The organism is Pseudomonas sp. SCT, from assembly GCF_003864275.1.
Taxonomy (GTDB): Bacteria; Pseudomonadota; Gammaproteobacteria; order Pseudomonadales; family Pseudomonadaceae; genus Stutzerimonas; species Stutzerimonas stutzeri_AE.
In genome coordinates, this window is record NZ_BDJA01000005.1 from 269,718 (window position 1) to 294,310 (window position 24,593).

Consider the following 24,593-nt stretch of genomic DNA (forward strand, 5'->3'; position numbering starts at 1 on the left):
GATTGATGGTCTCGGCCCGCACGATACCGCTCAGTTGCGGCCGGGACGAGCCGGGCAGGCCGCTTGCACCTGACGGATACGGTCGGCGGGGACGCGCAACTGGCGCAACAGGTATTCGGCGAATGCTTCTGTGTAGGGCTGGCGGGCAATCGCCTGCTCCATGCAGAACAGCCACGCATCCCGCTCGGCTTCGCCGACCTGCCAGCGGGTGTGGAACTGCGGAATGCTGATGCCTCCGTACTTTTCCGCGTAGCGCTTCGGGCCGCCCAGCCAGCCGCTGAGGAAACTCGCGAGACGATCTTGCGCTTCGCTCAGGTCATCCGGATACATGGCGCGTACCCTTGTCGCCTGGGGCGATTCTTCCATCACCTGATAGAAGTCGGCGACCAGCCGTTGCAGTCCGGGCTCGCCGCCTGCAGCCTGGAATGAAGCGTCGCCGACGCCGAACGCGGGTTCTTGAGCGGAGGTCATCAGGCTTATCCCTGGCTTGTTGAAAGAGGCGCGCGATGATGCGCGGTTGCGCCAGATCAAGACAAGTGCAAGCAGTGCCGACAGCGCAGCGGCAGCTGGTCTAAGCTGAAAATCCACACAACAGCGGAGACAGCAACATGCGCAGGCTTCTGGTTGCATATGATGGTTCGGACAACGCCAAGCGCGCCTTGCAGTATGTCGTCGACCTGGCGCGGGATACCGGAATGTCGCTGCAGGTGGACGTTGTCAATGTCCAGCACGAGCCGGTCATCTATGGCGAATATTTCACTGCGGCCATGTACGACGAATTGAACAACAGCCTGATTGCCAAGGCTCGTACCGTTCTCGACGAGGCGGCCGCAGTGCTGCAGGCAGCGGGTCTGACTTGTGAGACTCATGCGCTCATGGGCAACGTCGCCGAACAGGTCGCCGATGCAGTCAAGCGGCTGGGTTGCGACACGGTGGTGATGGGTACTCGCGGCCTGGGCAGCTTCACCGGGCTGGTGCTGGGGTCGGTGGCGAACCGGGTGATCCACGAGGTATCGGTCCCGGTTCTGCTGGTAAAATGAGCTGAAACGCCAGCTCTGGCCGATCAGCCCTGTTTGCCCTTGAGCAGGTCGGCCAGGTTGGCGAAGGCCTTGAAGGTTTCCTTCGGACCAAGGTCGCTGCCGGGGCGGGCTTCGGCCTGGTACTGGTTGTCTGTGTAACGGGAGTGCTCGTTGTCGTGGCAGTACAGACAGAGCAGCTCCCAGTTCGAACCATCCTCTGGGTTGTTGTCGTGATTGTGATCCTTGTGATGGACCGTCAATTCACTCAGGCGCTTGCCGGAAAACTCCCGGGCGCAACGCCCGCAGACCCACGGGTACATCTTCAGTGCTTTTTCCCGGTAGCCCTGCTCGCGCTGGCTGTAGGGCGTGGTGGGCTTGCTGGTACTCATCGTCAATCCTCGCCGGACTACTTGTTCTTCAAAGGCCGTGTGTCCGTCACCAGGAGTGGGGCAGGAACGGCCTCAGTTAAGCCGATCGCGGTCAGCCAGCCAAGCCGACATAGACGTTCTGCACGTCGTCGTGGGCATCGATGGCCTCGAGGAATGCTTCGACCTCTTCGAGTTCCGCACCGGACAGGCTGACCGGGTTCTTCGGGCGATAACCCAGTTGTGCGGACTGCACCGTAAAGCCGAACTCCGGGAGGGTTTTGCAGACGGCGTCGAGATCGGTCGGTTCGGTGATGAACAGGGTGGCGCCTTCATCCGCTGCTTCGAAATCCTGGGCGCCGGCTTCGATGGCGGCCATTTCGGCGTCGGCGTCGCCTTGAGGAGCCGCCTCGATCATGCCGACATGGTCGAAGTCCCAGCTCACCGAGCCGGATGAGCCCAGCTGGCCCTTGCGGAACAGCACGCGGATCTCGGCGACGGTACGGTTCACGTTGTCGGTCAGACATTCGACGATCAGTGGCACCTGATGCGGAGCGAAGCCTTCGTAGAGGGTGCGCTCGTAATGAACCACTTCACCGCTGAGACCGGCACCTTTCTTGATGGCGCGCTCAAGGGTGTCCTTGGGCATCGAGGCCTTCTTGGCTTGCTCGACGACCAGGCGCAGGCGCGGATTCATATCGGGGTCGGCACCGCTGCGGGCTGCGATCATGATTTCCTTCGACAGCTTGCCGAAGATCCTGCCCTTGGCGTTCGCCGCCGCTTCCTTATGCTTCGCTTTCCACTGTGCGCCCATGCTCGTCCCCGTCGAAATGTAATGAAACCAGGCGTGGATTCTATAGCGTCCGCACGGGTTTCGTCGCCGGTGGTGGGCAAGCCCGGCTGCAGGGTGATCGACGGTGCGATGGCGACTGTGCCGCTCAATTGGGTTGCGACTGTATGGACTGCTCGCTGGCGGTCGCAGCTCTAATGGACATTTCCGTAACAAGGTGCGTCGCCATGTCGCCTCGGGACCTGCTGCTTGCGCTGGTTGTCATCATCGTCTGGGGCATGAACTTCGTGGTCATCATGATCGGCCTGCATGATGTGCCGCCGATGCTGCTTGGCGCGCTGCGTTTCATGCTGGCAGCGGTGCCGGCGGTGTTCTTCATCAAGCGTCCGCAGGTGCCGTTGCGCTGGATGCTGGCGTACGGGCTGACCATCTCCCTCGGGCAGTTCGCCTTTTTGTTCACTGCCATGAAGCACGGCATGCCGGCTGGGCTGGCCTCGCTGGTGCTGCAGTCGCAGGCGTTTTTCACGCTGTTCTTCGCCGCAATGTTTCTCGGCGAGCGGATACGCGCAGCCAATCTGCTGGGCCTGCTCATAGCGGCCTGCGGCTTGGCGCTGATCGGCGCGCAGAGCGGGCTGGGCATGACCCTGAGCGGGTTCGTGCTGACGATCTGTGCGGCGTCCATGTGGGCGCTGGGCAACATCGTCACGCGCAAGGTCGGCAAGGTTAATCTGGTCGGGCTGGTGGTCTGGGGCAGTCTGGTACCGCCATTGCCATTTCTGGCGCTGTCGCTATGGCTCGAAGGGCCGCAGGTGATCGAAACCGCATTACGCGGCATCGGCTGGCAGACAATCCTGGTGCTCGTGTACCTGGCCTTCGGTGCGACCATTCTTGGCTATAGCCTGTGGAGTCGCCTGTTGTCGCGCTATCCGGCGAATCAGGTGGCGCCATTCTCGCTGCTGGTGCCGGTGGTCGGGCTGACCTCGGCCAGTCTGCTGCTGGGGGAGCGATTGGGGGCGTTGCAGTTGGGTGGGGCGCTGCTGGTGATGATAGGGCTGGCGGTGAATGTCTGCGGCGGCTGGCTATTCGGTCGACTGCGCCTTGCCAGGGCCTGAAACGCCCGGTATCAGACCGGGCGTTTGCAGCGATCAGGCTCAATGGGTGGCAGCGTGGGTGCCGAGCAGTGTGGTGCTGGAGCCGCTCTTCTTGTCGCGCTTGGCCATACGTTTTTCTTGCGCCGTTTTCATCGGCTTTTTCTTGCCGTTCTTTTTTGCGTCCATTCCCTTGCTCATGGTGTTCACCTCTGATTGCTGGCTGGACAGGTTCCTGATGCGCGAAGGCCTGACTGTCGCCGCTGGAGCGAAGCCTGTTTCGGCCTGGTGTCTTCCGTGACCGCTGCAGTATGGCACTGCTGCGCCGCAATGCACGTAATGCTTTGTCCTGGGCTCAGTCGAACAGGCTGCGCTGGTCACGCTGGCTGCGACGAGCGTCGTAGCGCTGGCGGAATATTGCCCGATAGTGCGTGGCAAGGCGTGGCAGCTCGGCCAGTTGCAGCAGTGTTTCGTCAGCCAGCGTCGGGTCGAGAAAGCAACGCCAGACATGTGCCACGCTGATGGCCGGGTGCGGCCGTTCTAGCAGTTGCAAACTGTCGCCCAGGTGCAACGTTCCTTCCTCGACGGTGCGGTAGAGCCAGCCGGTGCGACCGCTCGTCGACAGCTCGCGCGCCAGGCCTCGCACGCCGTGGCGATTGTCCAGCCTGATGCAGGGCGAGCGCGGCTGACTGACTTCTATCAGTGCGCCGCCCCAGCGCAGCCGATCGCCGATGCATAGCTGATGCTCATCCAGCTGTTCGCTGCCCAGGTTCTCGCCGAAGGCGCCGAGGCCAAGCCGTGCGCGCAACTGCGGGAAGCGCTGCGCCCAGTAAGCGTAATGCTGCGTTGGATAGTGGCAGAGTGTGCGATCGGGGCCGCCGTGAAAGCGCAGGTCGGCAACCCGATCACCCTGCAAACCGGTCATTCCCAGCCAGAGCGGGCCGGTGCTCGCGTGCTTGTCCATGGCGGTGGCCTTGCTACTGCCGGGTAGTGGCGAATACCGCTCGCACAGCAGCGGGCCGCTGACCGCCCACTGTTGCAGCGGGGTGGTCACAATGCGCTCATTCAAGGCTGTTGCGCCTGGTTGAGCCGTTCCAGTTCGCGGCGCACCATCGCGGTATATTCCGGCGGGCTGAGCTGATACAGCTCGGTGGCGACCCAGGCCAACCAGCGCGAGCCAAGGACCGCTTGCTGGTCCAACAGCCGTTGGGCTTCGGCGCGGGCGCGCGCGGCGTTGTTCTGATGGAAATCTGCTCGACTCACGAATCGTCTCCGTCGCCGTGCTTGGCGATGAAAGGGGCGGCGATGGTAAACCCGCAACGCTCGCGTTAGGCTCGATGGCTCATATTTTTAGCGCCGCGAGAACGATGCATGCCGGTGTCCGTGAACTTCAAGCACAAAATCTCCCGCCAGCGCCCCTATGGCAAGGCCGAGACCGGCCAGCGGGCCAGCGACGGCAACCTCGACGCTGTATTGGACCAACTGGAGAGCGACCGCGGGCGCATCATCAACTCTGCTGCGGTGCGGCGCCTGCAGCAGAAGACCCAGGTATTCCCGCTGGAACGCAATGCCGCGGTACGCAGCCGTCTGACGCACTCGCTGGAAGTGCAGCAGACCGGCCGCTTCATCGTTCGCACGCTCTACAAGCAGCTTGGCGACAGGGCTGCCGAATTTGGCCTGGACCGGCTTGAGCCAGCGCTGCAGAGCCTGGTCGAGATGACCTGCCTGATGCATGACATCGGCAATCCACCGTTCGGCCATTTTGGTGAGTACGCCATTGGCGAGTGGTTCGCGCGTCACCTCGATGCGCTGTTCACTGCCGCTGTCACGCCGGGGCAGGGCGATGCCGAATTGCGCAAACGGATGCTGGTCGATCTCAAGCACTTCGAAGGCAACGCCCAAGCCGTGCGGTTGGTGGTTTCGCTGCAGCGCCTCAACCTGACCTATACGCAGACCGCCGGCCTGCTCAAATACGTTCGTCCCGCCTATCAGGCCAAACCGGCGAAGGCCACGCCTGGCGCTTACCTGCTGAAGAAACCCGGTTTCTACCTATCCGAGGAACCCTTCGTGCGTACCTTGCAGGCCACGCTGGACATGCAGCCGTGCACGCGCCACCCGCTGGCCTACGTGATGGAAGCCGCCGATGACATCGCCTATTGCCTGGCCGATATCGAGGACTCGGTGGAGAAGGGTATTTTCAGCATCGAACAGCTGGCGCAGCTGTTGCTCGACAAGTTCGCCCTGCATGGTTCGGTGGATGCACCAGTGCCGGGGCCTGAGCGCAGCTTTCGCAGCATGGTCAACTATGCGCTTGAGCGGGCGCACAAGGAGCCGATCAACAAGGCTGGCGAGTTCTTTATCTGGCTGCGGGTGAGCCTGATCCATCCGTTGGTGCAACATGCCGCGCGGCAGTTCGTCGACAACATCGAAGCCGTCTATCACGGCACCCTCGACCGTGCATTGCTGGAGGACGACAGCCTGGCCAACGCCATCGTGCAGACCTTCAAGGATGTCGCGATGGACAAGGTGTTCTGCCACCGCGAGGTGGAAACGCTGCAATTGCAGGGCTATCGCATTCTCCAGGGCTTGCTGGAGTTCTATGCGCCGCTGCTGCGCGTGCCGGCAACGGTGTTCGATGCACTCACCCTCGGCACCTGCCGCAGCGAACCTCACCTGCAGATGCTTGCGCGTCGCCTGCCCAACCAGCTGGTCAAGGCCTACTACGAAGCGCTCAAGGACCACGGCGAGCAATCGATGGATCGGCCTTTGTGGGAGTTCTACTACCGCAACCGCATGCTGCAGGACTACATCAGCGGTATGACCGACCAGCTGGCCCAGGACGAATACCGCGCGCTTTCTGCACTCTGACCGTGCGCTGCACCGAGGCCGTCGCCGCGCTTGGTACGAGCATTGCTATGGCTTGGTGCAGCAGTCGTCGTGCAGGCCCCGCAATGGCGCACGGCGGGAAACCGGTAAAATCCCTAATCTATTGATTAAAAAGGATTAACGACGCTTGGGCGGCATGCTCAAGGCGACCTCCGGCTGCAGGTGATGGTAATCAGCCATGGCGCAGTGATGCATCTCGGTGCGTGCGTCTGGTCGTGGTTACCGTTTTGGTGCGTACCCGCTGAGGCTGTAGTCATCCATGGAAAACCTCGACAGTGCCGTGCAAACCCTGGTTCACGGCTCCAATACCCTGTTCATCCTGATTGGCGCGGTGATGGTGCTGGCCATGCATGCCGGCTTCGCCTTTCTCGAAGTCGGCACGGTACGCCTGAAAAATCAGGTCAATGCCCTGTCGAAAATCATCACCGATTTTGCCGTGTCCACCCTGGCGTACTTCTTCATTGGTTACTGGGTCGCCTACGGCGTGACCTTCATGCAGCCAGCGGATCAACTGGTACTGGACCATGGCTACGCGTTGGTGAAGTTCTTCTTCCTGCTGACGTTCGCCGCGGCCATTCCGGCGATCATCTCCGGCGGCATCGCCGAGCGCGCGCGCTTCGGTCCGCAGCTGTGTGCAACGCTGCTGATCGTCGCGTTCGTCTATCCGTTCTTCGAAGGGCTCATCTGGAACGGCAATTTCGGTTTTCAGGCCTGGCTCGAGCACCAGTTCGGTGCATCCTTCCATGACTTCGCCGGCTCCGTGGTGGTGCACGCTATGGGCGGCTGGCTGGCCTTTGGTGCGGTGATCCTGCTGGGGCGGCGCAACGGTCGTTATCGGGATGGCCGGTTGGTGGCTTTCGCGCCGTCGAACATTCCGTTCCTGGCGCTCGGTTCTTGGATTCTCATCGTCGGCTGGTTCGGCTTCAACGTGATGAGTGCGCAATCCCTCGAAGGCATCAGCGGGCTGGTGGCGGTCAACTCGTTGATGGCAATGGTTGGGGGCACCGCTGCTGCCTGGTTGGCCGGGCGCAATGACCCTGGCTTCCTGCACAACGGGCCGCTGGCCGGACTGGTGGCGGTCTGTGCCGGTTCCGATCTGATGCATCCCGTCGGTGCGCTGGCCACCGGTGCGATCGCGGGAGCGCTGTTCGTCTGGGCATTCACCGCTACGCAGAACCGCTGGAAGATCGACGATGTGCTGGGTGTATGGCCGTTGCACGGTCTGTGCGGGATCTGGGGCGGAGTGGCCTGCGGCATCTTCGGCCAGGCGGCACTGGGCGGGCTGAGTGGTGTGAGCCTGATCAGTCAGGTGATCGGTAGCGGCCTGGGCATGCTGGTGGCGCTGCTGGGCGGCTTCGGCGTTTATGGCCTGCTCAAGCTGACCACAGGCATTCGCCTGAGCCAGGAGGAAGAGTTCAACGGCGCGGACCTTTCCATCCACCGGATCGGCGCACTGAGCCAGGATTGAGGGGCTCGGCCGCGCCTGATCTCGCAGCCGCGCTTCAATAGCCGCGGCTGCGTTCCACCAGGTCACGCAACGGCTGGCCGTCACGCAGCGCTCTCAGGTTCTGCACGACGATCCGAGCGGCGCTGCGCATGTCCGTTGCGGCGGCCACGTGCGGCAGCACGGTTACTTGCGGATGGCTCCAGAATGGCTGCTCTGGTGGCAGCGGCTCGTTGCGGAATACGTCGAGCACCGCATGGCTGACCTGGGCGCTGGCCAGTGCCTGCAGCAGATCCGCATCTACCACATGCCCGCCACGTGCCAGGTTGACCAGCCCGGCGCCGGGGCGCATGGCATTGAAGAAGCGCCGATCCAGCAGGTCGCTGGTCTGTGCGGTCAAGGGCAGCAGGTTGATGACGATGTCGCTACGGGCCAGTAGCGGCCAGAGCGCGTCCATCCCATGTTCGAGCGGCAGGCCCTCCAGCGTACCGCCGTGCAGGTTCCAGCCAGTCACCCGATAGCCCAAGGCGAGCAGGCGCATGGCGCAGGCTCGGCCCATCTGACCCGTGCCGAGCAGCGTCACCTGAATCTCATCGGCTCGTCGTTGTGGCAGCGGCTGCCATTCGCGCGCGTGCTGTTGCCGGGCGTAAGCGTAGAAGTGCCGGTGCAGCGAGAGCGTCGCCCACAGCGCGGTTTCAGCCATGGCCGCACTCATGGCCGGATCGACCATGCGTGCCACCGGCACGTCGGGCAGGCTCGGGTCGTTCAGCAGGCGGTCCACGCCTGCCCACAGCGACTGGATCAGGCGCAGGTTGGGTAGCCCTTGCAGCGAGCCCGGCGGGGGATTGGCGACCACTGCTGCCGTGATCAGGCCGGCATTCTCCGGCGTCGCGGTCAGGTGCCAATGGGCGTCGGGCAGGGCGGCCTGCAGTTCGGCGAGCCAGGCGTCACGCTCGTCATCGTCGAAGTTGCCGCTAAGCAGTATGTCCATGCGGTGCATTCCTCGTAGGCCTAGGCGGAACTGTACTGAGCCGCCGGACCTCTGAATAGGCAAGTAGCGGAACGCGCGCGATGCGCCTTTCGGCCGTTTCACGAGCCCCTAGGAGAGCACCATGGAACTACCTAACAAAGATCTTGGCACCCTGTTCGAGCAGCTCGGTCTGGCGTCCGATCCTGCCAGTATCGATGCGTTCATCGGCAAGCATGGGCGCTTGCCGGAAGACGTCCGCCTGGCCGACGCTCCGGTCTGGAACGAGTCGCAGCGTGCGCTGCTGCGCGACGAGTGGGTCGAGGATGCCGAGTGGGCGCCCATCGTCGACGAGCTGAACGTGCGCATGCACCAGCACTGATCGCTCGCCCAGGCTGCGGCAGGCGCCGCAGCCTGAGGCCCCTTCAGGCAGTTCAATCCAGCAGATCGGCCGGGACGTTGCCACCGTTGTCGGCCAGCTTGTTCAGCACTGTCTTGTGCAACCACATGTTCATTTGTGCCGAGTCCGCCATCTTGTCCGCTGGGCAACCCAGCTCGCTCGCTAGCTCCTTGCGCGCCGTCAGGCTGCTGTCCAGGCCGAGCAATTTCAGCAGATCGACGATGGAGGTTCGCCAGTTGAGTTTTTCGGGATGATTGTGCGCCATGCCGTCGAGCTTGGCGGCGACGTCCACCTGATCTACGGCCGGTGTGGCGAGCGCTCCGGCGCCGCCTGTGGACGCCTCGGGAGGCGTGGTAGGTGCGGTGGAATCCGGCGCGGCGTGCGCCTGGCCGAGGCCGATCTTTTCCAGTATCGAGTTGAACAAGCCCATGGGAATCTCCTGTCTGCGTGGGTGAGCCGAGGCTCGCAGATAGGACCATCGGCTGCCTGATTCGTCGCGGCTGTGGCATCGGCTCCGGTGCGGACAACGCTCGTCAGACACGGTGGCACCAGAGCGAACGCGCTCGCCGTTGCGGAACCTAAGATGTTCCAAGGTACCGAAGCGGAGCTGTCATGCCCGAAGAACGCCGAACCCTCGTGACACGTCAGGGACACCCCGTCAGCGCCAACCAGAGCCTGCGCAGCGTCGGCGAGCGCGGCCGTGCCACGCTGGAAAACTATCCGACCCAGCCGAGCGCCGGTGGCTGAAGTGTACTGCGGGTGGCGGGTGCGCTCGCTGCCCTCGTGCTGAACTTCACGCCTGTCTAGAATGCCGCTTTTGCCTGAGACCCGCGCCATGAGCAATCTCGATATCGATGCCCGCTACGCCTGTGCCAAGAGCCTTGCGCTGGAGGCGGCGCAGCTCGGCATGGACTACTACCGCCAGCGCGAGACGCTGGACGTGGAGCACAAGGGCAGCGACCAGCAGGATGTGGTCAGCATCGCTGACAAAAGCATTGAGGATTTCATTCGCGCACGGCTGGCCGAGCAATTCCCGCAGGACGGTTTCCTCGGCGAGGAGAGCGGTTCGGCCGATCTCAAGGCGCGCTGCGTCTGGGTCATCGACCCCATCGACGGTACTGCCTGTTTCGTTAACGGTCTGCACAACTGGTGCGTCTCCATCGGCCTTCTGATCGACGGCGAGCCCCATATCGGCGCGATTGCCGATCCCAACCATGACGAGCTGTTTCACGGTTGCGTGGGCCGTGGCGCGTACGTCAACCAGACCCGGCTCAAGGCCAGCGCCGCGACTCATGTGCGCGAGGGGCTGACTGGCGCCGGTACCTTCCACCCGCGCGGCAAGGAGCACTTCATTCCGTTTCTGGAAAAGCTCCTGGCCGAAGGCGGCATGTTCATCCGCAACGGCTCTGGCGCACTGATGACCGCCTATGTCGCTGCAGGGCGCTTGATCGGCTACTACGAAACCGAACTCAAGAGCTGGGATTGCCTGGCCGGGCTGGTGCTGGTGGCCGAGGCAGGCGGCCTGCGCAACGACTTCTTCCGTGATGATGGCTTGCTCAGGGGCAACCCCTATCTGGTGGCGGCGCCAGGTGTATATCGGCAGCTGAGCGAACTCATCGGTCCCTCGCTGGACGTCTGAGTCGATCGCGTTCGTCGACCCCATCTGTTCTAGTCGGCACAGGCCGCACAGCCTGTGCTATACCGTCCTGACGCATTTGGGCCGGCGAATCGGCCCGTTTACAGGGGGATATCGGCAGCCATCAGGCCCGAACCACCTGCGTGTCCTGATGGCTGCCCGCACAGAGCGAGGTAACGATCATGACCATGATGCAATGCGCCTACCGCGACCACCTCATCACCGCGGAGGTGATGGAATATCCCGGCACCCCGACTCCTTGGGCGGGTGGCTGCCGGATCACCGACCCGATGGGCAACGTTACCCGCCGGATGCCGCTGCCGCTCGAGCACGCTTTCATGGATGAGCTGGACAAGGCTCAGCGACTGTCCATCGCCCATGGCAAGTGGCTGGTTGACCAGCACCTCGATCATGGCCGACAGCTGTTCCAGCACGCCGCGTAGCGCTTCGATCATCCGCTCCGGTGTCGGACGTCTGCCGTCCGACGCCGGGTAATCGTCCTGGCGTCTCGCCCGGTGGCGGTCGCACACAAATAGTTGCACCCCCGCTGGCTGCCGGCATCTGTCCAGCTTCTCGCGAGCAATGGCGGCGATCGCGCTAAGTTTCGGATAGCAAAGCGAAATTTGCGTCAGGCGAGAAAAGCTTTGGCGACATCTTGCCCGTTGCTTATTCAGCGAAACGGTGGCATAGCTATTACCAAGCCACTGGCAACGGTGGTGCTCATAAGCGGAAGTAAGGACGACTTATGCAAATCCAGGTTCACAGCGATAACCACATCGAAGGCAGTGCCCGTCTGGCGGATTGGGTCAGTGCCAGTGTCGCAAGCAAGCTGGACCGGTTCGACGACGAGCTGACTCGCGTCGTCGTCCACCTCAACGATGAAAACGGTGACAAGGCCGGCGCCCACGACAAGCGCTGCCAGATCGAAGCGCGTCCGAAGGGACTGCAGCCGATTTCCGTTACGCACAAAGCCGAGTCGCTGGAGTTGGCGATCGATGGCGCGGTCGACAAACTGAACAATGCCCTGGCGCACCAGTTCGGAAAATTGCGCAGCAAGCGCGCCGGCAGCCAGCCGCTGATGATCGACGGTGCGGTCGCTGAGCGCGATGCGCTGCTGGAGGAAGATTTCCTGGCGGACGAGCAGGTCCGCAACTCGTAAGTCACCAGGCAAGGGCCTTCCTCGGAAGGCCCTTCGCACATCTAACGCAGCAGTTAGTGCAGCAGTTCCGGCGGAATGCTGCCGCCGTTCTCAGCCAGCTTCTTCATGACCGCCCGATGCAGCCACATGTTCATCTGCGCCGAGTCGGCCATCTGCTCCGGCGGGCAGCCGAGTTCGGTTGCCAGTTCACGGCGTGACTCTAGGCTGCTATCCAGCCCGAGCAATTTCAGCAGATCCACGATCGAGGTGCGCCAGTTCAGCGCTTCGGGATGCTGCGCTGCCTTGGCTTCCAGCTGCGCCACCACATCAACACCGCTGATGGTGCCTGACCTCTGATTCAGGTCCTTGTGCGGTGCGATGGTCGCGTTGTCGGTGGTGGTCGGTCTGTCACTCAGGGTAATGCCTTCTGCGCTTGAGTGCGTGGCATCTGCCGGCGGCACATGGGCCTTGGTCTGCGCCTCGTTGGAGACATCGCCCAGGCCGAGCTTTGCCTTGATCGTATCGAAAAGTCCCATGTCCGTTCTCCGTGCTGTTGATGTTCGTATTCGACAGCGAGGCAGGGCGGGGCATTCGCTTCCATAGGTCGGGTCGTTGCGTTTTCCCGGGGCTATCCATGTTCCAGCCAGGCGAGCGCTTCGGCTTCCTGGTGCAGATCGAAGGCTTTGATCGTAAGCCCGGGAATCAATGCGCCCTCGACCTCGCTAGCCTTGCGCAGCCATTCCTTGCCGGCGATCACCGCGCAGCGATCGAAGCGGCGGATGAAGCGGAACAGTTGCGGCAGGCGGGACAGTTCGACCCCGACGGCGCCGAGCGTGGGCAGGTCGAAATCGCCGATGCGGTAGAGCATCCGGCCATTGCTGATGCCTTCGGACTTGAACAGCAGATCGTCCAGTGCGGCGCGCATGGCCTGGCTGTCCAGCTTGCCGGAGAAGTCGATATCGATGCGGTTTTCGCCTCTGCGTGATACCTGAAACATGACTTGGCCCTCGGTCGAACCCATAACGCTGCGAGTCATCTCGCGTTACCTGACCATAGTCGCTGCGGCATGATCGGGCCAAAAAGATCAGCCGCACGGCAAGCTGTTTCGTTGACCTGGGTCAGTACGTGACCGGTCATTCACTGAGTGCCGGTGAGTGGGCGAAAGCCGCGCAGCGCCTGGTCTCAAGACGTCTGACCAGTGGTATCAAGTTGCCCCGTTGGCGGCCGAGAACCGGATGAGTGCAGCGTCATTTAGACGTTGACGACGCATCCTTTTCCGTAGTTGGAATACTCCATGACCAGCACCTTGGCGAACGTCATCCAGGCCCTTTTACGCGGACTGGGTCTGCGTACCATCAACCATCAGTTCTTCTTCTCCTACAGCCTGATCTTCTTCTGTGCGGCATTGACCGCCGGTGTCTTGTTCATGTCCAGCAAGGACGCCAGCCAGATCGATATGGCCGGTGCGCAGCGCATGCTCAGCCAGAAGATGATGAAGGAGGCCCTGCTGGCCGCGCAGGGCATTGGCAGCCCCGCTGACGTGGACAAAACCATCCAGCGCTTCGAGCAGTCGCATCGGCTGCTGCTCAATGGTGACCGTGCCCAGGGCATCGCGCCCGTGGAGCTGGCCAGCGCAAAACCGCATCTGCAGCGTGTCGACCAGATATGGCAACGCTACCGGCCCGCTGTGCAGGCGTTGGCGGCAGGCCAGAGCGCCGATGTTAAGGCTATCGCTACCGACTCCAACGATATTCTCGCCGCGGCCAACGAGGTCGTGTCGCTGATTTCCGCCGAGGCCAATCGCAGCGCGTCGCAGCAGCTCTGGGTCGCGCTCGGTTCGACCCTGTGCATCCTGCTGCTGGTCATTCTCGGGCGGATCGCCGGCATGAACTGGCTGATGCTGCAGATCGACGAACTGCGCGGTCGTCTGGAAAAGGTCAGCCAGGGTGATTTCTCCGCGCCGCTGCAGGTGCGCCATGCCGATGACGAGATGGGCATGATCACCCTGGCCTACAACCGCCTGCTGGGCCAGGTGGGCGAGATGATCAAGGGCGTGCGGCAGGCCGCTGACGATGCGGATGCACAGTGCGTGCGCATGGCTGGTCTGGCTGGTGACAGCGCGCGCAACGTTGAAGGGCAGCAGGCCGAGATCGATCAGGTCGCGACCGCGATGAACGAAATGCTGGCGACCTCGCATGAGGTCGCACGTAGCACCGTCGAGGCGGCCAATGCTGCCGACGTCGCCGAGCAGGAAACCAATGCCGGCAGTACCGTGATGAATGAATCGGTCGGCGCCATCCGCACCCTCAGCGGCCATGTCGACGGCCTGTCCGACGTGATGCAGCAGCTCGTTCAGGACAGTCACGAGATCGGCAAGGTGCTCAACGTGATCAGCGGTATCGCCGAGCAGACCAACCTGCTGGCGCTCAACGCCGCGATCGAGGCTGCCCGTGCCGGTGAGCAGGGCCGCGGTTTCGCGGTGGTTGCCGACGAAGTGCGCAGCCTGGCCAGTCGCACGCAAAGCTCGGCCAAGGAGGTTGGCGTACTGGTCGAGCGCCTGCAGAGTCAGGCGACTCGTGCCGGTCACGCCATGGATGCGTCGCGCCAGAGCAGTGCGACCACGCTCACCCAGATCGAGGCAGCCCAGCATGCGTTGGGGCAGATCGTTGGTGCGGTGCAGACCATTCGCGGGATGACCAACCAGATCGCCACGGCCGCCGAGGAGCAGTCGCAGGTTGCCGAGGACATGAACCAGTCGCTGACACGCATCGCCCAGGTTGCCGATCAGGCAGCAGGCGTCACGCAGGATACGGCGGCATCGGGCAACACCATCATGCAGAGCATGAAAGGCCTCAAGTCACTGACTGGGCGCTTCCGTCTGGAGTCGTGACTGGCAGCAGGCGTAGCCGGGAGGTGCTGCTGGGGAGGGCGCCTCTTCGGCGCGATGCGGGAGGCGCCCCTGCACCTGTGTGCAGGGACGAGGCGATCAGTCCTGGCGGCTGGTCACTTCCAGCAGGTGATAGCCGAACTGCGTCTTCACCGGGCCCTGCACGACATTGATCGGGGCGCTGAAGACTACAGTATCGAACTCCTTGACCATCTGACCGGGGCCGAACGAGCCCAGATCGCCGCCCTGGCGACTGGATGGGCAGCTGGAATTCTCCTTGGCGACTTCGGCGAAGTCGGCACCGCCTTCGATGGCGGCCTTGAGTTCATTGCACTTGGCTTCGGTGGAAACCAGGATGTGGCGGGCGGTTGCACGTGCCATGGGAAAGCTCCTCTTGAGATAGGCCGCCGAGGCTACCGCAAACCGATTCTCTTGGCGACCGGGTCGGCGATGTCACTGCTGACGGCGCAATGAAGGCCCCCGGCCGCAGTGCTTTCGGTTACTCTCGCGCGCTTTTTCACCGAACCTGGAAATGCTCCATGCTTGATACCACCCTCGCGCAACTCGAAACCGTCATCAACGATCTGCTGCAGCGCAACCAGAACCTCAGTCAGCACTGCGCCCTGCTTGAGCAGCAGCTGGAGCAAGCGCGTGAGGAGAACGACAACCTGCAATTGGCTGCGCTGGAGCAGGAAGACCGGCAGGGCGCTACCCTGGCCAGGTTGCAGGCGCTGTTGGAGCGAGCAGCCGGCAGCAACGCCGCATGAGCGCCGATGGCGTTCAGGTGCTCAAGGTGTTCGGTCGCGAGTACTCCTTCAGAGCCCCGCCGAGCCAGGACGCGCTGTTGCAGGAGGCTGCAGCCTTGCTGCAGCAGCGTCTGGCGGACAGTCAGCGGCAGTTCCCCAACGCCACGGGTGACAAGTTGCTGGTACTGACCGCTCTGAACCTTTGCGTTCCGCTGCTGCAGCAACACGAGCAGATGCAGGATGTCGAGCAACGCATCGCCGCCAGCGTCGCCCGTATCAACCAGCAGCTCGAGGCGCAGGGCTGAGCGGCTGGCTCAGGCGGCGTCGCTGTTACGCGCGGTTTCGGCGATGGGCCGCTCCGCCAGGTAGCGTGCCAGCCGAGCTTTTTCCGGCTCGCTGAAGGCCAGGCCGAGCTTGGTGCGGCGCCAGAGGATGTCATCTACCTGGGTTGCCCATTCCTCGCGACGCAGATACTCGACTTCCTGCGCGTATAGCTGCTGGCCGAGATCGTCGCCCAGCGCATCGAGCGAGCGCGCCTCGCCCAGCATGCGCCATACCCGATTGCCGTAGAGCGTCGCCCAGCGCTTGGCCAGCGGCAGTTTCAGCCCTTGCACCTTGGCCACCAGCTCTTCGGTGAGTGCATCGACCGTGCTCATGTCTTCGCCGCCAGGCAGTGCCGCCTGCGCCGTCCAGCTTTCACCCATAGTCGGGAAGAACGGCTTGAGCTGCGCCATCGCCGACTCGGCGAGCTTGCGGTAGGTGGTCAGCTTGCCGCCGAATACCGAAAGCAGCGGTGCCTGCTTCTCTTCCGCGGCCAGCGACAGGGTGTAGTCGCGGGTGACGGCGGAGGGGTTATCCGACTCGTCGTCGCACAGCGGCCGGACGCCGGCGAAGGTATGCACGATGTCCCTGGGTTCGAGCTGCTTGCGGAAGTGCGTATTGGCCACGCCCAGTACGTAGGCGATCTCTTCCTCGCTGATGCTCACTTTGGCTGGGTCGCCGCGATACTCACGATCGGTGGTGCCAATCATGGTGTAGCGGTCCAGATACGGGATTGCGAAGACGATGCGCCGATCCTCGTTCTGCATGATGTAGGCCTGCTCACCTTCATACAGCTTCGGCACGATGATATGGCTGCCCTGAATCAGGCGGATGCCGTACGGCGAGCGCTGCTGCAGATTCTCGCCGATGAACTGCGCGACCCAGGGCCCGGCTGCATTGACCAGTGCCTTGGCGCGCAGCGAGAAACGACTGCCATCCTCGCGCTGCAGCTCGACATGCCAGATGCCGCCGGCGCGTTTCGCGCTCAGGCACTGGGTGCGGGTGTGGATATGCGCACCTTTTTCCCGCGCCGCCATGGCGTTGAGCACCACCAGGCGTGCGTCGTCGACCCAGCAATCGGAGTATTCGAAGCCGCGGGTTATTACCGGTTTGAGCGGGCTCTCGCTGCCGAAGCGCAACCCTCGCGATGCCGGCAGTTTCTTGCGCATGCCCAGGTTGTCATAGAGAAACAGGCCAGCGCGGATCATCCACGCCGGGCGCAGGTGCGGGCGGTGGGGCAGCACGAAGCGCATCGGTTTGACGATATGCGGCGCCTTGGCCAGCAGCACCTCTCGCTCGGCCAGCGCTTCGCGAACGAGGCGGAATTCGTAGTGTTCCAGATAGCGCAGCCCGCCATGAATGAGCTTGCTGCTGGCCGATGACGTATGACTGGCCAGGTCGTCGCGTTCGCAAAGGAACACCGACAGCCCGCGGCCGGCGGCATCGGCAGCAATACCGACACCATTGATACCGCCGCCAATTACGGCGACGTCATAAAGCTCGGAGACGGGCTGAGCGGAATGGGGCACGGGCTTCTCCTCGAAAACGAAAGATCATGTTCGGTTTTGAACATGCTATTCGTAAAAGAATCCGTATGAAAGCAAAAATGTTCGAAATCTATTAAAAGGAAAATATTCGAAAACTACAGATGGGGATATCCACTGTTGAGCACAGCCGAGCGCCTGCTTATATCGGCATCCGCATGCATCTTGTAGTGATTGCCCATCCTGGGGCGACGCCCTCCAGCCCTGGCTACGCCGCGGCGCGGAGAGTCGTAAGGCAGCGCTCCTCCGCGGACCATGGGAGCGCTCAGTCAGTAGATGTTGCGTGTTGGCTGTTTGTTGGCTGGCTGCGATTCGCGGCCGAGACCGCTGCTACAGGTTCAGCGTCGCCGGGTGGAAAGCTGACCACGAGGGAGGCGGTCCGCCTACTCGGCGATTTCCAGCTGCACCTTGTGGCGGGCCAGCAGCTCGGCGAACACCTCTGACGGTGCCGAGTCGGTGAACAGGCAGTCGATCTGTTCCAGCGAGCCCAGGCGGGTCATGGCGCTGCGGCCGAATTTGCTGGAGTCAGCCGCGAGGAAGACCTTGCGCGCGTTATGGATGATTGCCTGGGAGACGCGGACTTCCTGATAGTCGAAGTCCAGCAGGGTGCCGTCCTCGTCGATGCCGCTGATGCCGATCAGGGCGAAATCGACCTTGAACTGGCTGATGAAGTCGGCGGTGGCCTGACCCACCACGCCGCCGTCGCTGCGCACGTTGCCGCCGGCGATCAGCACGTCGAAGTCTTCCTTGGTGCTGAGAATGCTCGCCACGTGCAGATCGTTGGTGATGATCTTCAGATCGCGATGGTTGAGCAGGGCGCGGGCGATCGCCTCGGTGGTGGTGCCGATATTGATGAACAGCGAAGCCTGGTCGGGGATCCGTGCGGCCATGGCGGCGGCGATGCGCTGCTTCTCGTCGCGCATCTGGTGGGCGCGCTGGCTGTAGGCGGTGTTCTGTACGCTGGAGTCGTAAGCCGCGCCGCCGTGGTAACGCCGGAGCAGGCCAGCGTCGCCCAGTTGGTTGATGTCACGGCGGATGGTCTGCGGCGTGACGGCGAAATGCCGTGCCAGCTCGTCGATGCTCACGTAGCCGCGCTCGCGCACGAGTTCCAGAATGTTCTGCTGTCGGGGCGCCAGGCTCATGGTGCTTCCTTGTTCGCGGTTGTGCGAGAAGCATGCCGTAGTCCGACGTTCGATGAAAGCGCTGGCTGTTCGAATTCGCGCATTCCGCGCCTGCATCCGAATGATCGGAGCGCAGGCGCGGTCAGCTGCCTATCAGTCCTCGGCCCAGTTGCGCGTGCGGTCGACGGCCTTCTGCCAGCCGCGATAGAGCGCTTCGCGCTGTTCACTTCCGCACGCCGGTTCGAACACGCGCTCGATGCTGCTCTTGCTGCGCAGCTCGTCGAGATCGCTCCAGAAGCCAGTCGCCAGGCCTGCCAGATAGGCCGCACCGAGCGCGGTGGTTTCCTTCATCTGCGGCCGCTCGACCTGGGTGCCGAGCAGGTCGGCCTGGAATTGCATGAGGAAGTTGTTGGCTACTGCGCCGCCGTCCACACGCAGGGCGCGCAGGCGCTCGCCGGCGTCCTGCTGCATGGCGTCGAGTACGTCGCGGGTCTGGTAGGCGATGGATTCCAATGCTGCACGGATCAGGTGATCGACCTTCACCCCGCGGGTCAGGCCGAACAATGCACCACGGGCGCGCGGGTCCCAGTAGGGCGCACCGAGTCCGGTGAAGGCAGGCACCAGGTAGATGCCATTGCTGTCCGGCACCTTGGTGGCGAAGTATTCCGAATCCAGCGACTCGTTAAGCACCTTCAGCTCGTCACGCAGCCATTGCACGGTGGAACCGCCATTGAAGATGGCGCCTTCCAGTGCGTAATTCACCTCGCCGCGCGGTCCGCAGGCGATGGTGGTGAGCAGGCCGTGTTCGGATTGCACCGCCTTGGTCCCGGTGTTCATCAGCAGGAAGCAGCCGGTGCCATAGGTATTCTTGGCCTGGCCAGGCTCGACGCACATCTGGCCGAACAGTGCGGCCTGCTGATCGCCGGCGATGCCGGCGATGGGAATGCCAGTGCTCTGGCCGGAGCCGATGTAGGCGTGCCCGTAGATCTCCGAGGAGGAACGCACTTCCGGCAGCATTTCGCGCGGAATATCCAGCGCTTCGAGCATCACCGGGTCCCAGTCCAGCTTGTGGATATCGAACAGCAGCGTGCGCGACGCGTTGGTGTAGTCGGTGACGTGGGCCTTGCCCTGGGTCATCTTCCAGATCAGCCAGCAGTCTACGGTGCCGAACAGCAGTTCGCCGCGGCGGGCGCGCTCACGGCTGCCCTCGACGTGGTCGAGAATCCACTTGATCTTGGTGCCGGAGAAGTAGGGGTCGATCACCAGGCCGGTGGTCTTGCGGATGTGCTCTTCCATGCCGTCACGCTTGAGCTGATCGCAAATCGGCGTGCTCTGGCGGCTCTGCCAGACGATGGCGTTGTAGATCGGTCGGCCGGTGATCTTGTCCCAGACGATGGCCGTTTCACGCTGGTTGGTGATGCCGATCGCCGCCACCTGCTCGTTGGTGATACCGGCCTGGGCCAGGGCTTCGACGAACACACCGCTCTGGGTGGCCCAGATTTCCATCGGGTCATGTTCGACCCAGCTCGGCTGTGGGTAGATCTGCGCGAACTCGCGCTGGGCGATGGTTACCACATTGGCGTTGCGATCCAGCACGATGGCACGGGAGCTGGTGGTGCCCTGGTCGAGGGCGACGATGAATTGCTTGTTCTGATCACTCATGGCGACGTTTCCTTAGCGAACTTTGCTGATATCGGGCTGGGCGGAGCCCACTTCGGCAGAGGCCTTTTCCTTTGGTTTGGGTGCATCGCAGGCGGCCGATCCAACGCCCGGCAGGTGCCGGCAGATCAGTGCCTTGTAACCTGCAGCGCCCAGGCAGGCGCCGAGAATCGGGGCAAAAATCGGCACCAGGAAATACGGAATATCTTTCCCACCAGTGAAGGCGACGTCGCCCCAGCCGGCGAAGAAGGTCATCAGTTTAGGCCCGAAATCGCGCGCGGGATTCATCGCGAAGCCGGTCAGTGGCCCCATTGCGCCGCCGATGACGGCGATCAGCAAACCTATCAGCAGGGGCGCCAGCGGGCCGCTCGGCAAGCCGTTGCCATCGTCGGTAATGGCCATGATCATCGCCAGCAGAATGGCGGTGATGACCATTTCCACCAGAAACGCCTGGCCGAATGACAACGAGGCGTGCGGGTAGGTGGAGAAGATCGAGGCCAGCTCAAGGCTCTCGACACTGCCGCGAACCATCTGCTGCGCCTGTTCGAAATCGAAAAACAGACTGCTGTACAGCCCGTAGACCAATGCCGCGGAGCAGAAGGCGCCGGCCACCTGGGCCAGGATATAAGCCGGGACGCGGTGCCGTTCGAAGGTGCCGAACAGCCACAACGCGATGGTGACGGCCGGGTTCAGATGAGCACCGGAGACGCCAGCGGCAAGGTACACCGCCATCGAAACGCCAATGCCCCAGATGATGCTGATTTCCCACAGCCCCAGTTCGGCGCCGCCGAGCTTGAGGGCTGCAACACAGCCGGTACCGAAGAAGATGAGAAGGGCAGTGCCGAGAAATTCGGCAATGCATTGTCCCTTTAGCGTCGGGACGATGGGCGTACTCATGCGCGGAGCCTCGTTCGTTTGTTTTTGTTTTATTCCGAGCACTGCGTTGGTTCGGAATTGTTCGGAAACGAAAACTTAGAGGCAAAAAAAGGCGCTGTCAAAGTAAAAATTCGAACATTTTAGCTGGGTTGGCGGGGAACCAATGTGGTCATGCGCTGTCCCCTCGCTCGCTTGGGCGGGGCGTGCCACGGCCGGCACAGCTTGGCAAGCCGAGGTGCGACGTGTTGCCTTTGACGCCTCAGCGCCGGCGACGCCAGAGCCGCCAGCCAAGCAACAGATCGTCAGCCATCGGCACCAGAGCCAATGCCAACAGCAATCCGGCTAGCGGCACCGTGGCGAGAAACCCGAAGTGCTTGAAGCCGACTGCGCCACTAAGTCCGCCAATGAAAAAGCTGGTCACCATCAGCAGGTTGATGCGCAGGCGCTGCCGGTTGGCCCGGACCGGTGGCATGTCGTCATGACGATTGCGGTTGAAATAGATCAGCCGGCCCAGTTCGATACCGATGTCGGTCACCATCCCGGTGATATGGGTGGTGCGCACCTCGGCGTTGGAGAGTTTGGTGATGATCGCGTTCTGCAGGCCCATGATGAAGCACAGCAGTACCACGGTCAGCGGTACGAAGAAGCCTGGGACTGCCATCAGCCGTGCGCCGAGGATGCCGAACAGCAGCAACAACGCGGCTTCCAGCGCCAGCGGTAGCGCGTACTGGCTATGCAGGCGGCGGCGCCGCGAGAAGTTGATCATCAGCGTCGAGCACATTGCGCCAAGAACGAACGAGAGCAGGGCACCAAAGCCCGCCAGCGCCAGGTCGGTGGCGCCGAGGGCGAGGTTGTCGGCCATTGCCGAAACGATACCGGTCATGTGCGAGGTGTACTGCTGGACCGCAATGAACCCGCCGGCATTGGCGGCGCCCGCGACAAAGGCGAGGCAGAGGCCAAGCTGACGATTGCTGTGTGCGGACCGTCGACGATCGGTCAGGCGACGGGCGTACTTGATCGGCATGGCAGGCTCGCGCTCGGCAGCAAAGCGGCGATTATAGAGCTGTTGGCCCGCCTGGATCGCGGTTGGCGGAAATTCTCAGCGTCGCCGTCCGGCCTTGCGGCCGCCGCCGCGTCGAGCGGCGCGTGGCGCGCGCTGACGCGAAAGCTCACGGGTAATGGCGTCGTTGAGCAGCTTGCGCGCATCTTCGCCGTCGTCGTGCTCGGTGAAATGCTCGGGCAGGCTGCGGGCCAGATGCAGGTAGGTTTCCACCACATGCAGAGTACTTTCCAGGCTGGCCAGATCGCTGCCGAGCAGCAGCTTGGGCATCGCAATGGCATGGCCTTCGGCGACCCGCTTGATCCAGCGCTGGGCGTGCTGGCTTGCCGGGCTGTCGAAGCCGCCGCGGATCGGCGTGCAGGCAAAGGTCCAGCGCAGCCAGAGCGGAACCTTCGGGTCGTCGATCAGCTCGATCCACTCGGCCAGCTCGTCCGGCAGTATCGAGATGAAGGCCTCGCCATAGTTGATATTGCGGTTGAACGTCAACCAGGCGCGCAGCAGGCTCGGTTCGCCCATCAGTTCGGAAATTGCCGAGAGGTGATCGATGGACGGGCGCACCTGGAACTGGCTCAGGTCCACCGGCGCATCCGGGCTGTTGAACAGGCGGCGGATGGACTTGAGTGTCTGCGGATCGAGCGCGGTGATCTCGCCATTGTCGTGGTGGCCGAAACGCCCGGCCCGCCCGCCGATCTGCTTGACCTCCTGCACGTTTAGCTGGCGATTCTGGATGCCGTCGAATTTCTCGTCGGTGTAGAAGCACAGCGTGTGCGCCGGCAGATTAAGGCCCATGCCGACTGCATCGGTGGCGACCATGATGTCCGCCTCGCCTTCGCGAAAACGCCGCGCCTGCTCGCGCCGCACCTCTGGCGAAAGCGCACCGTAGACCACCGAGACGCTCTTGCCGGCACTCTCGAGCATGCCCTTGAGCTCCAGCACCAGCTTGCGACTGAAAGCCACCAGCAGCGAGCCCGGTTCCAGACGCTCCAGCGTCGTGGCATGGCGGGCGACTTCGACCGGCGACAGGCGCTTGGTGCGCTGCACCACCAGCTTGTCCTCGCAGAGGTCGCAGAGTGTGCGCAAAGAGGGCTCGATCAGCGCCGGGCCGGTCATCATCAGTTGCGGCGTGTGCGCGCTGACCAAGGCATCGACCCAGGCCCAGCCGCGTTGCGGGTCGGCCATCATCTGCACTTCATCGACCACCACTACGTCCCAGTGCTGATGGCGGAAACGGGCGAACTCCTCCACGGTGCAGCAGAAGTGCGTGGCGCCTTCGCGGATGATTTCTTCCTCGCCGGTTACCAGCGAGCAGGGCACCCCCATTGATTCGATGCGCTCCTGATTCTCCAGCGCCATCAGCCGCAGCGGCGACAGGTAGATGCCATGCTCGGCCGCCGCCATCGCCTCGATGGAACGGTGGGTCTTGCCGCTGTTGGTCGGCCCGAGCAGGGCGGTCCAGCGGCGCGTCAGGCGCCGGGCTGGGTAGAGCTTGTGGTAGTGGACGAAGCGCGGGTTGTTCTCCAGCAGTACGGCAAACGCCATTTTCTCCTCATGCTCGCGGCGGGCGGCACGGATCGCCTTGCGCATGCGTCCGGGTTCGAGCGCGAAGAGTTCGGTGAGGCGCTTGTGCCCGAGCAGCTGCAAGTCGAAGCCGTCGGCGAGTTCGAACATGCGCTCGAATGTGGCCTGTAGTTCTTCGTGATCCTTTCGTTTCCAGGTTTCGACCTCCGCCGCGCTGAGCAGGTGGTCCTGGCCGGCGGGGATGCGGCGCTGCAGTTCGAGCACGAGACTGTCACGTCGCAACGGCACCACGTAGCGCAGCTCGTGGCGGATCTCGTTGAGCGTGGCGACGGCATGCGGCAGGAACTCGTCGAGTCGCGACAGCTCCGGTCGAATGCGCGCCAGACAGCGCTGACGCTCGTCTTCATCCATCTCGGAAAAGGGCCGTTCGAGCACCTGCAGCCGATTGCGCACGTAGCGCTGCACGGCCTGTTTCAGGTTACCGACGAAATCGCTGCGCTGCGGGCTGTCGTCCAGCCGCAGCGCCCACTCAGGTTCCAGCAGATGGGGCGGGGAGCCCAGGCTGAAGGTCTTCTCGCTGCCGAACAGATCGACGCTGCAGAGAATCTCGCCGAGGTCACGGCTGACAACCCGATCGAGCAGCTGGTCCGCGACCGGTTCTGCCAGCAGATCGTCGACCGCCTGCGCATGTAGCCCCAACCAGAACGCCTTGGCCGCGCGACCCAGCCCGGCGATGGGATAGCCAATGTAAGGCGTGAACCACTTTTCCTGGTGATGCTTCTTCGCATTGAAATCCGGATAGCGCGCCGTCGCCCAGTCGATGAAACGCGCCAGACGCTCGAGCCTGATGGATTTGAACTGCTTACCGCCGGCCTTGGCCATGATCGACACCTTTGCTGATCAGTCTTCTTTTCTACGACTCGCGATGCGCTTTTTTGCTCGGCGGGGCGCATGACCGGTCGGCGATTATAGGGGGAGGTGTCGTGTTTTCTCTTCTCGCGTGACGGCAATCAAGAAAGCGAACCGTCTGTCAGGATGGCTGTTGGCCATTATCGGGTCATGCCCTATAGTGCGCGCCGCAATGGATGGCCAACAGCCCCGGTAGAGCCGGCTGGATGAGAGCTGTCG

Annotated in this window: 28 protein-coding genes and 1 pseudogene; 12 read left to right on the top strand and 17 right to left on the bottom strand. The window is 62.9% G+C overall.

From position 1 onward, the window contains the following. Window positions 1-30: 30 nt before the first annotated feature. Window positions 31-471, bottom strand: a complete 441-nt coding sequence (locus BHD08_RS14815) for a group II truncated hemoglobin (protein WP_125023186.1) — start codon at window positions 469-471, stop codon at window positions 31-33. 137 nt (window positions 472-608) lie between these two features. Here BHD08_RS14815 and BHD08_RS14820 point away from each other — a divergent pair, with 137 nt between their 5' ends. Beyond that, complete coding sequence (locus BHD08_RS14820; RefSeq protein WP_015277556.1) at window positions 609-1,040, top strand: universal stress protein; 432 nt, start codon at window positions 609-611, stop codon at window positions 1,038-1,040. A 23-nt stretch (window positions 1,041-1,063) separates the two neighbouring features. On the opposite strand, the gene BHD08_RS14825 is transcribed toward BHD08_RS14820, so the two are convergent. Next, window positions 1,064-1,408 carry a YajD family HNH nuclease gene (locus tag BHD08_RS14825; protein WP_015277555.1) on the bottom strand — a complete coding sequence of 115 codons (345 nt, stop codon included), beginning with the start codon at window positions 1,406-1,408 and terminating at the stop codon, window positions 1,064-1,066. 91 nt (window positions 1,409-1,499) lie between these two features. Beyond that, the gene (locus tag BHD08_RS14830; RefSeq protein WP_125023187.1) at window positions 1,500-2,198 is read right to left on the bottom strand and encodes a YebC/PmpR family DNA-binding transcriptional regulator; all 699 of its coding nucleotides are present in this window, start codon (window positions 2,196-2,198) and stop codon (window positions 1,500-1,502) included. Window positions 2,199-2,401: 203 nt separating this feature from the next. Here BHD08_RS14830 and BHD08_RS14835 point away from each other — a divergent pair, with 203 nt between their 5' ends. Further along, the gene (locus tag BHD08_RS14835; protein ID WP_015277553.1) at window positions 2,402-3,286 is read left to right on the top strand and encodes an O-acetylserine/cysteine exporter; all 885 of its coding nucleotides are present in this window, start codon (window positions 2,402-2,404) and stop codon (window positions 3,284-3,286) included. 39 nt (window positions 3,287-3,325) lie between these two features. Here BHD08_RS14835 and BHD08_RS22960 read toward each other — a convergent pair whose 3' ends face one another. From BHD08_RS22960 to BHD08_RS14845, 3 genes are all read right to left on the bottom strand, one after another. After that, a complete protein-coding gene (locus BHD08_RS22960; RefSeq protein ID WP_015277552.1) occupies window positions 3,326-3,463 on the bottom strand; it encodes a hypothetical protein in 138 nt (45 codons plus the stop codon). Between the two features lie 154 nt (window positions 3,464-3,617). After that, window positions 3,618-4,226, bottom strand: a complete 609-nt coding sequence (locus BHD08_RS14840; RefSeq protein WP_080602197.1) for an MOSC domain-containing protein — start codon at window positions 4,224-4,226, stop codon at window positions 3,618-3,620. Between the two features lie 101 nt (window positions 4,227-4,327). Then, complete coding sequence (locus tag BHD08_RS14845) at window positions 4,328-4,525, bottom strand: hypothetical protein (protein WP_015277550.1); 198 nt, start codon at window positions 4,523-4,525, stop codon at window positions 4,328-4,330. A gap of 108 nt (window positions 4,526-4,633) precedes the next feature. Here BHD08_RS14845 and dgt point away from each other — a divergent pair, with 108 nt between their 5' ends. Then, a complete protein-coding gene (dgt, locus tag BHD08_RS14850) occupies window positions 4,634-6,130 on the top strand; it encodes a dGTPase (protein WP_125023189.1) in 1,497 nt (498 codons plus the stop codon). A gap of 277 nt (window positions 6,131-6,407) precedes the next feature. Further along, on the top strand, window positions 6,408-7,616 hold the full coding sequence (locus BHD08_RS14855) for an ammonium transporter (protein WP_125023191.1): 1,209 nt from the start codon (window positions 6,408-6,410) through the stop codon (window positions 7,614-7,616). 34 nt (window positions 7,617-7,650) lie between these two features. Here the strand turns inward: BHD08_RS14855 and BHD08_RS14860 are convergent, their stop codons facing one another. Beyond that, a complete protein-coding gene (locus BHD08_RS14860) occupies window positions 7,651-8,583 on the bottom strand; it encodes a glyoxylate/hydroxypyruvate reductase A (protein WP_125023193.1) in 933 nt (310 codons plus the stop codon). A 121-nt stretch (window positions 8,584-8,704) separates the two neighbouring features. On the opposite strand from BHD08_RS14860, the gene BHD08_RS14865 reads away from it, so the two are divergent. Beyond that, window positions 8,705-8,941 carry a DUF2789 domain-containing protein gene (locus BHD08_RS14865; RefSeq protein ID WP_015277546.1) on the top strand — a complete coding sequence of 79 codons (237 nt, stop codon included), beginning with the start codon at window positions 8,705-8,707 and terminating at the stop codon, window positions 8,939-8,941. A gap of 52 nt (window positions 8,942-8,993) precedes the next feature. Here BHD08_RS14865 and BHD08_RS14870 read toward each other — a convergent pair whose 3' ends face one another. Next, complete coding sequence (locus BHD08_RS14870) at window positions 8,994-9,389, bottom strand: DUF3597 domain-containing protein (RefSeq protein WP_015277545.1); 396 nt, start codon at window positions 9,387-9,389, stop codon at window positions 8,994-8,996. Between the two features lie 182 nt (window positions 9,390-9,571). Between BHD08_RS14870 and BHD08_RS23240 the strand changes: the two genes are divergently transcribed. The 4 genes from BHD08_RS23240 to BHD08_RS14885 all read left to right on the top strand — a co-directional run bounded on the left by BHD08_RS23240 (window position 9,572) and on the right by BHD08_RS14885 (window position 11,754). Beyond that, window positions 9,572-9,706, top strand: a complete 135-nt coding sequence (locus tag BHD08_RS23240) for a hypothetical protein (RefSeq protein ID WP_256678699.1) — start codon at window positions 9,572-9,574, stop codon at window positions 9,704-9,706. A gap of 88 nt (window positions 9,707-9,794) precedes the next feature. Further along, window positions 9,795-10,598: an inositol monophosphatase gene (locus tag BHD08_RS14875; protein ID WP_125023195.1), complete on the top strand. Its 804-nt coding sequence runs from the start codon at window positions 9,795-9,797 to the stop codon at window positions 10,596-10,598. Window positions 10,599-10,777: 179 nt separating this feature from the next. Then, window positions 10,778-11,038, top strand: a complete 261-nt coding sequence (locus BHD08_RS14880; RefSeq protein ID WP_125023197.1) for a hypothetical protein — start codon at window positions 10,778-10,780, stop codon at window positions 11,036-11,038. A 302-nt stretch (window positions 11,039-11,340) separates the two neighbouring features. Further along, on the top strand, window positions 11,341-11,754 hold the full coding sequence (locus BHD08_RS14885) for an HPF/RaiA family ribosome-associated protein (protein WP_125023199.1): 414 nt from the start codon (window positions 11,341-11,343) through the stop codon (window positions 11,752-11,754). Between the two features lie 53 nt (window positions 11,755-11,807). On the opposite strand, the gene BHD08_RS14890 is transcribed toward BHD08_RS14885, so the two are convergent. Continuing rightward, window positions 11,808-12,269, bottom strand: a complete 462-nt coding sequence (locus BHD08_RS14890) for a DUF3597 domain-containing protein (RefSeq protein WP_125023201.1) — start codon at window positions 12,267-12,269, stop codon at window positions 11,808-11,810. Window positions 12,270-12,361: 92 nt separating this feature from the next. Next, entirely contained in the window at window positions 12,362-12,730 is a 369-nt protein-coding gene (locus BHD08_RS14895) for an STAS/SEC14 domain-containing protein (protein WP_122099734.1), read from the bottom strand. Window positions 12,731-13,027: 297 nt separating this feature from the next. Between BHD08_RS14895 and BHD08_RS14900 the strand changes: the two genes are divergently transcribed. Then, window positions 13,028-14,623, top strand: coding sequence for a methyl-accepting chemotaxis protein (locus tag BHD08_RS14900; protein ID WP_015277538.1), 1,596 nt, complete (start codon window positions 13,028-13,030; stop codon window positions 14,621-14,623). Between the two features lie 96 nt (window positions 14,624-14,719). Here BHD08_RS14900 and BHD08_RS14905 read toward each other — a convergent pair. Next, a pseudogene (locus BHD08_RS14905) lies at window positions 14,720-15,007 on the bottom strand (peptidylprolyl isomerase); the annotation flags it as partial. Window positions 15,008-15,159: 152 nt separating this feature from the next. Here BHD08_RS14905 and BHD08_RS14910 point away from each other — a divergent pair. Then, complete coding sequence (locus tag BHD08_RS14910) at window positions 15,160-15,387, top strand: hypothetical protein (RefSeq protein ID WP_015277536.1); 228 nt, start codon at window positions 15,160-15,162, stop codon at window positions 15,385-15,387. After that, window positions 15,384-15,671 carry a cell division protein ZapA gene (locus BHD08_RS14915; protein ID WP_125023203.1) on the top strand — a complete coding sequence of 96 codons (288 nt, stop codon included), beginning with the start codon at window positions 15,384-15,386 and terminating at the stop codon, window positions 15,669-15,671. Before BHD08_RS14910 ends, BHD08_RS14915 begins: the two co-directional genes overlap by 4 nt. Window positions 15,672-15,680: 9 nt before the next feature. Here BHD08_RS14915 and glpD read toward each other — a convergent pair whose 3' ends face one another. From glpD to BHD08_RS14945, 6 genes are all read right to left on the bottom strand, one after another. Next, complete coding sequence (glpD, locus tag BHD08_RS14920; RefSeq protein WP_125023205.1) at window positions 15,681-17,216, bottom strand: glycerol-3-phosphate dehydrogenase; 1,536 nt, start codon at window positions 17,214-17,216, stop codon at window positions 15,681-15,683. A 398-nt stretch (window positions 17,217-17,614) separates the two neighbouring features. Continuing rightward, the gene (locus tag BHD08_RS14925) at window positions 17,615-18,373 is read right to left on the bottom strand and encodes a DeoR family transcriptional regulator (protein WP_015277533.1); all 759 of its coding nucleotides are present in this window, start codon (window positions 18,371-18,373) and stop codon (window positions 17,615-17,617) included. A gap of 132 nt (window positions 18,374-18,505) precedes the next feature. Continuing rightward, on the bottom strand, window positions 18,506-20,014 hold the full coding sequence (glpK, locus tag BHD08_RS14930) for a glycerol kinase GlpK (RefSeq protein ID WP_125023207.1): 1,509 nt from the start codon (window positions 20,012-20,014) through the stop codon (window positions 18,506-18,508). A gap of 12 nt (window positions 20,015-20,026) precedes the next feature. Continuing rightward, window positions 20,027-20,908, bottom strand: coding sequence for an MIP/aquaporin family protein (locus BHD08_RS14935; protein WP_015277531.1), 882 nt, complete (start codon window positions 20,906-20,908; stop codon window positions 20,027-20,029). Between the two features lie 238 nt (window positions 20,909-21,146). Beyond that, window positions 21,147-21,911, bottom strand: a complete 765-nt coding sequence (locus BHD08_RS14940) for a YoaK family protein (protein WP_125023209.1) — start codon at window positions 21,909-21,911, stop codon at window positions 21,147-21,149. A gap of 75 nt (window positions 21,912-21,986) precedes the next feature. Further along, window positions 21,987-24,347, bottom strand: coding sequence for a helicase-related protein (locus BHD08_RS14945; protein ID WP_125023212.1), 2,361 nt, complete (start codon window positions 24,345-24,347; stop codon window positions 21,987-21,989). Window positions 24,348-24,593: the final 246 nt, after the last annotated feature.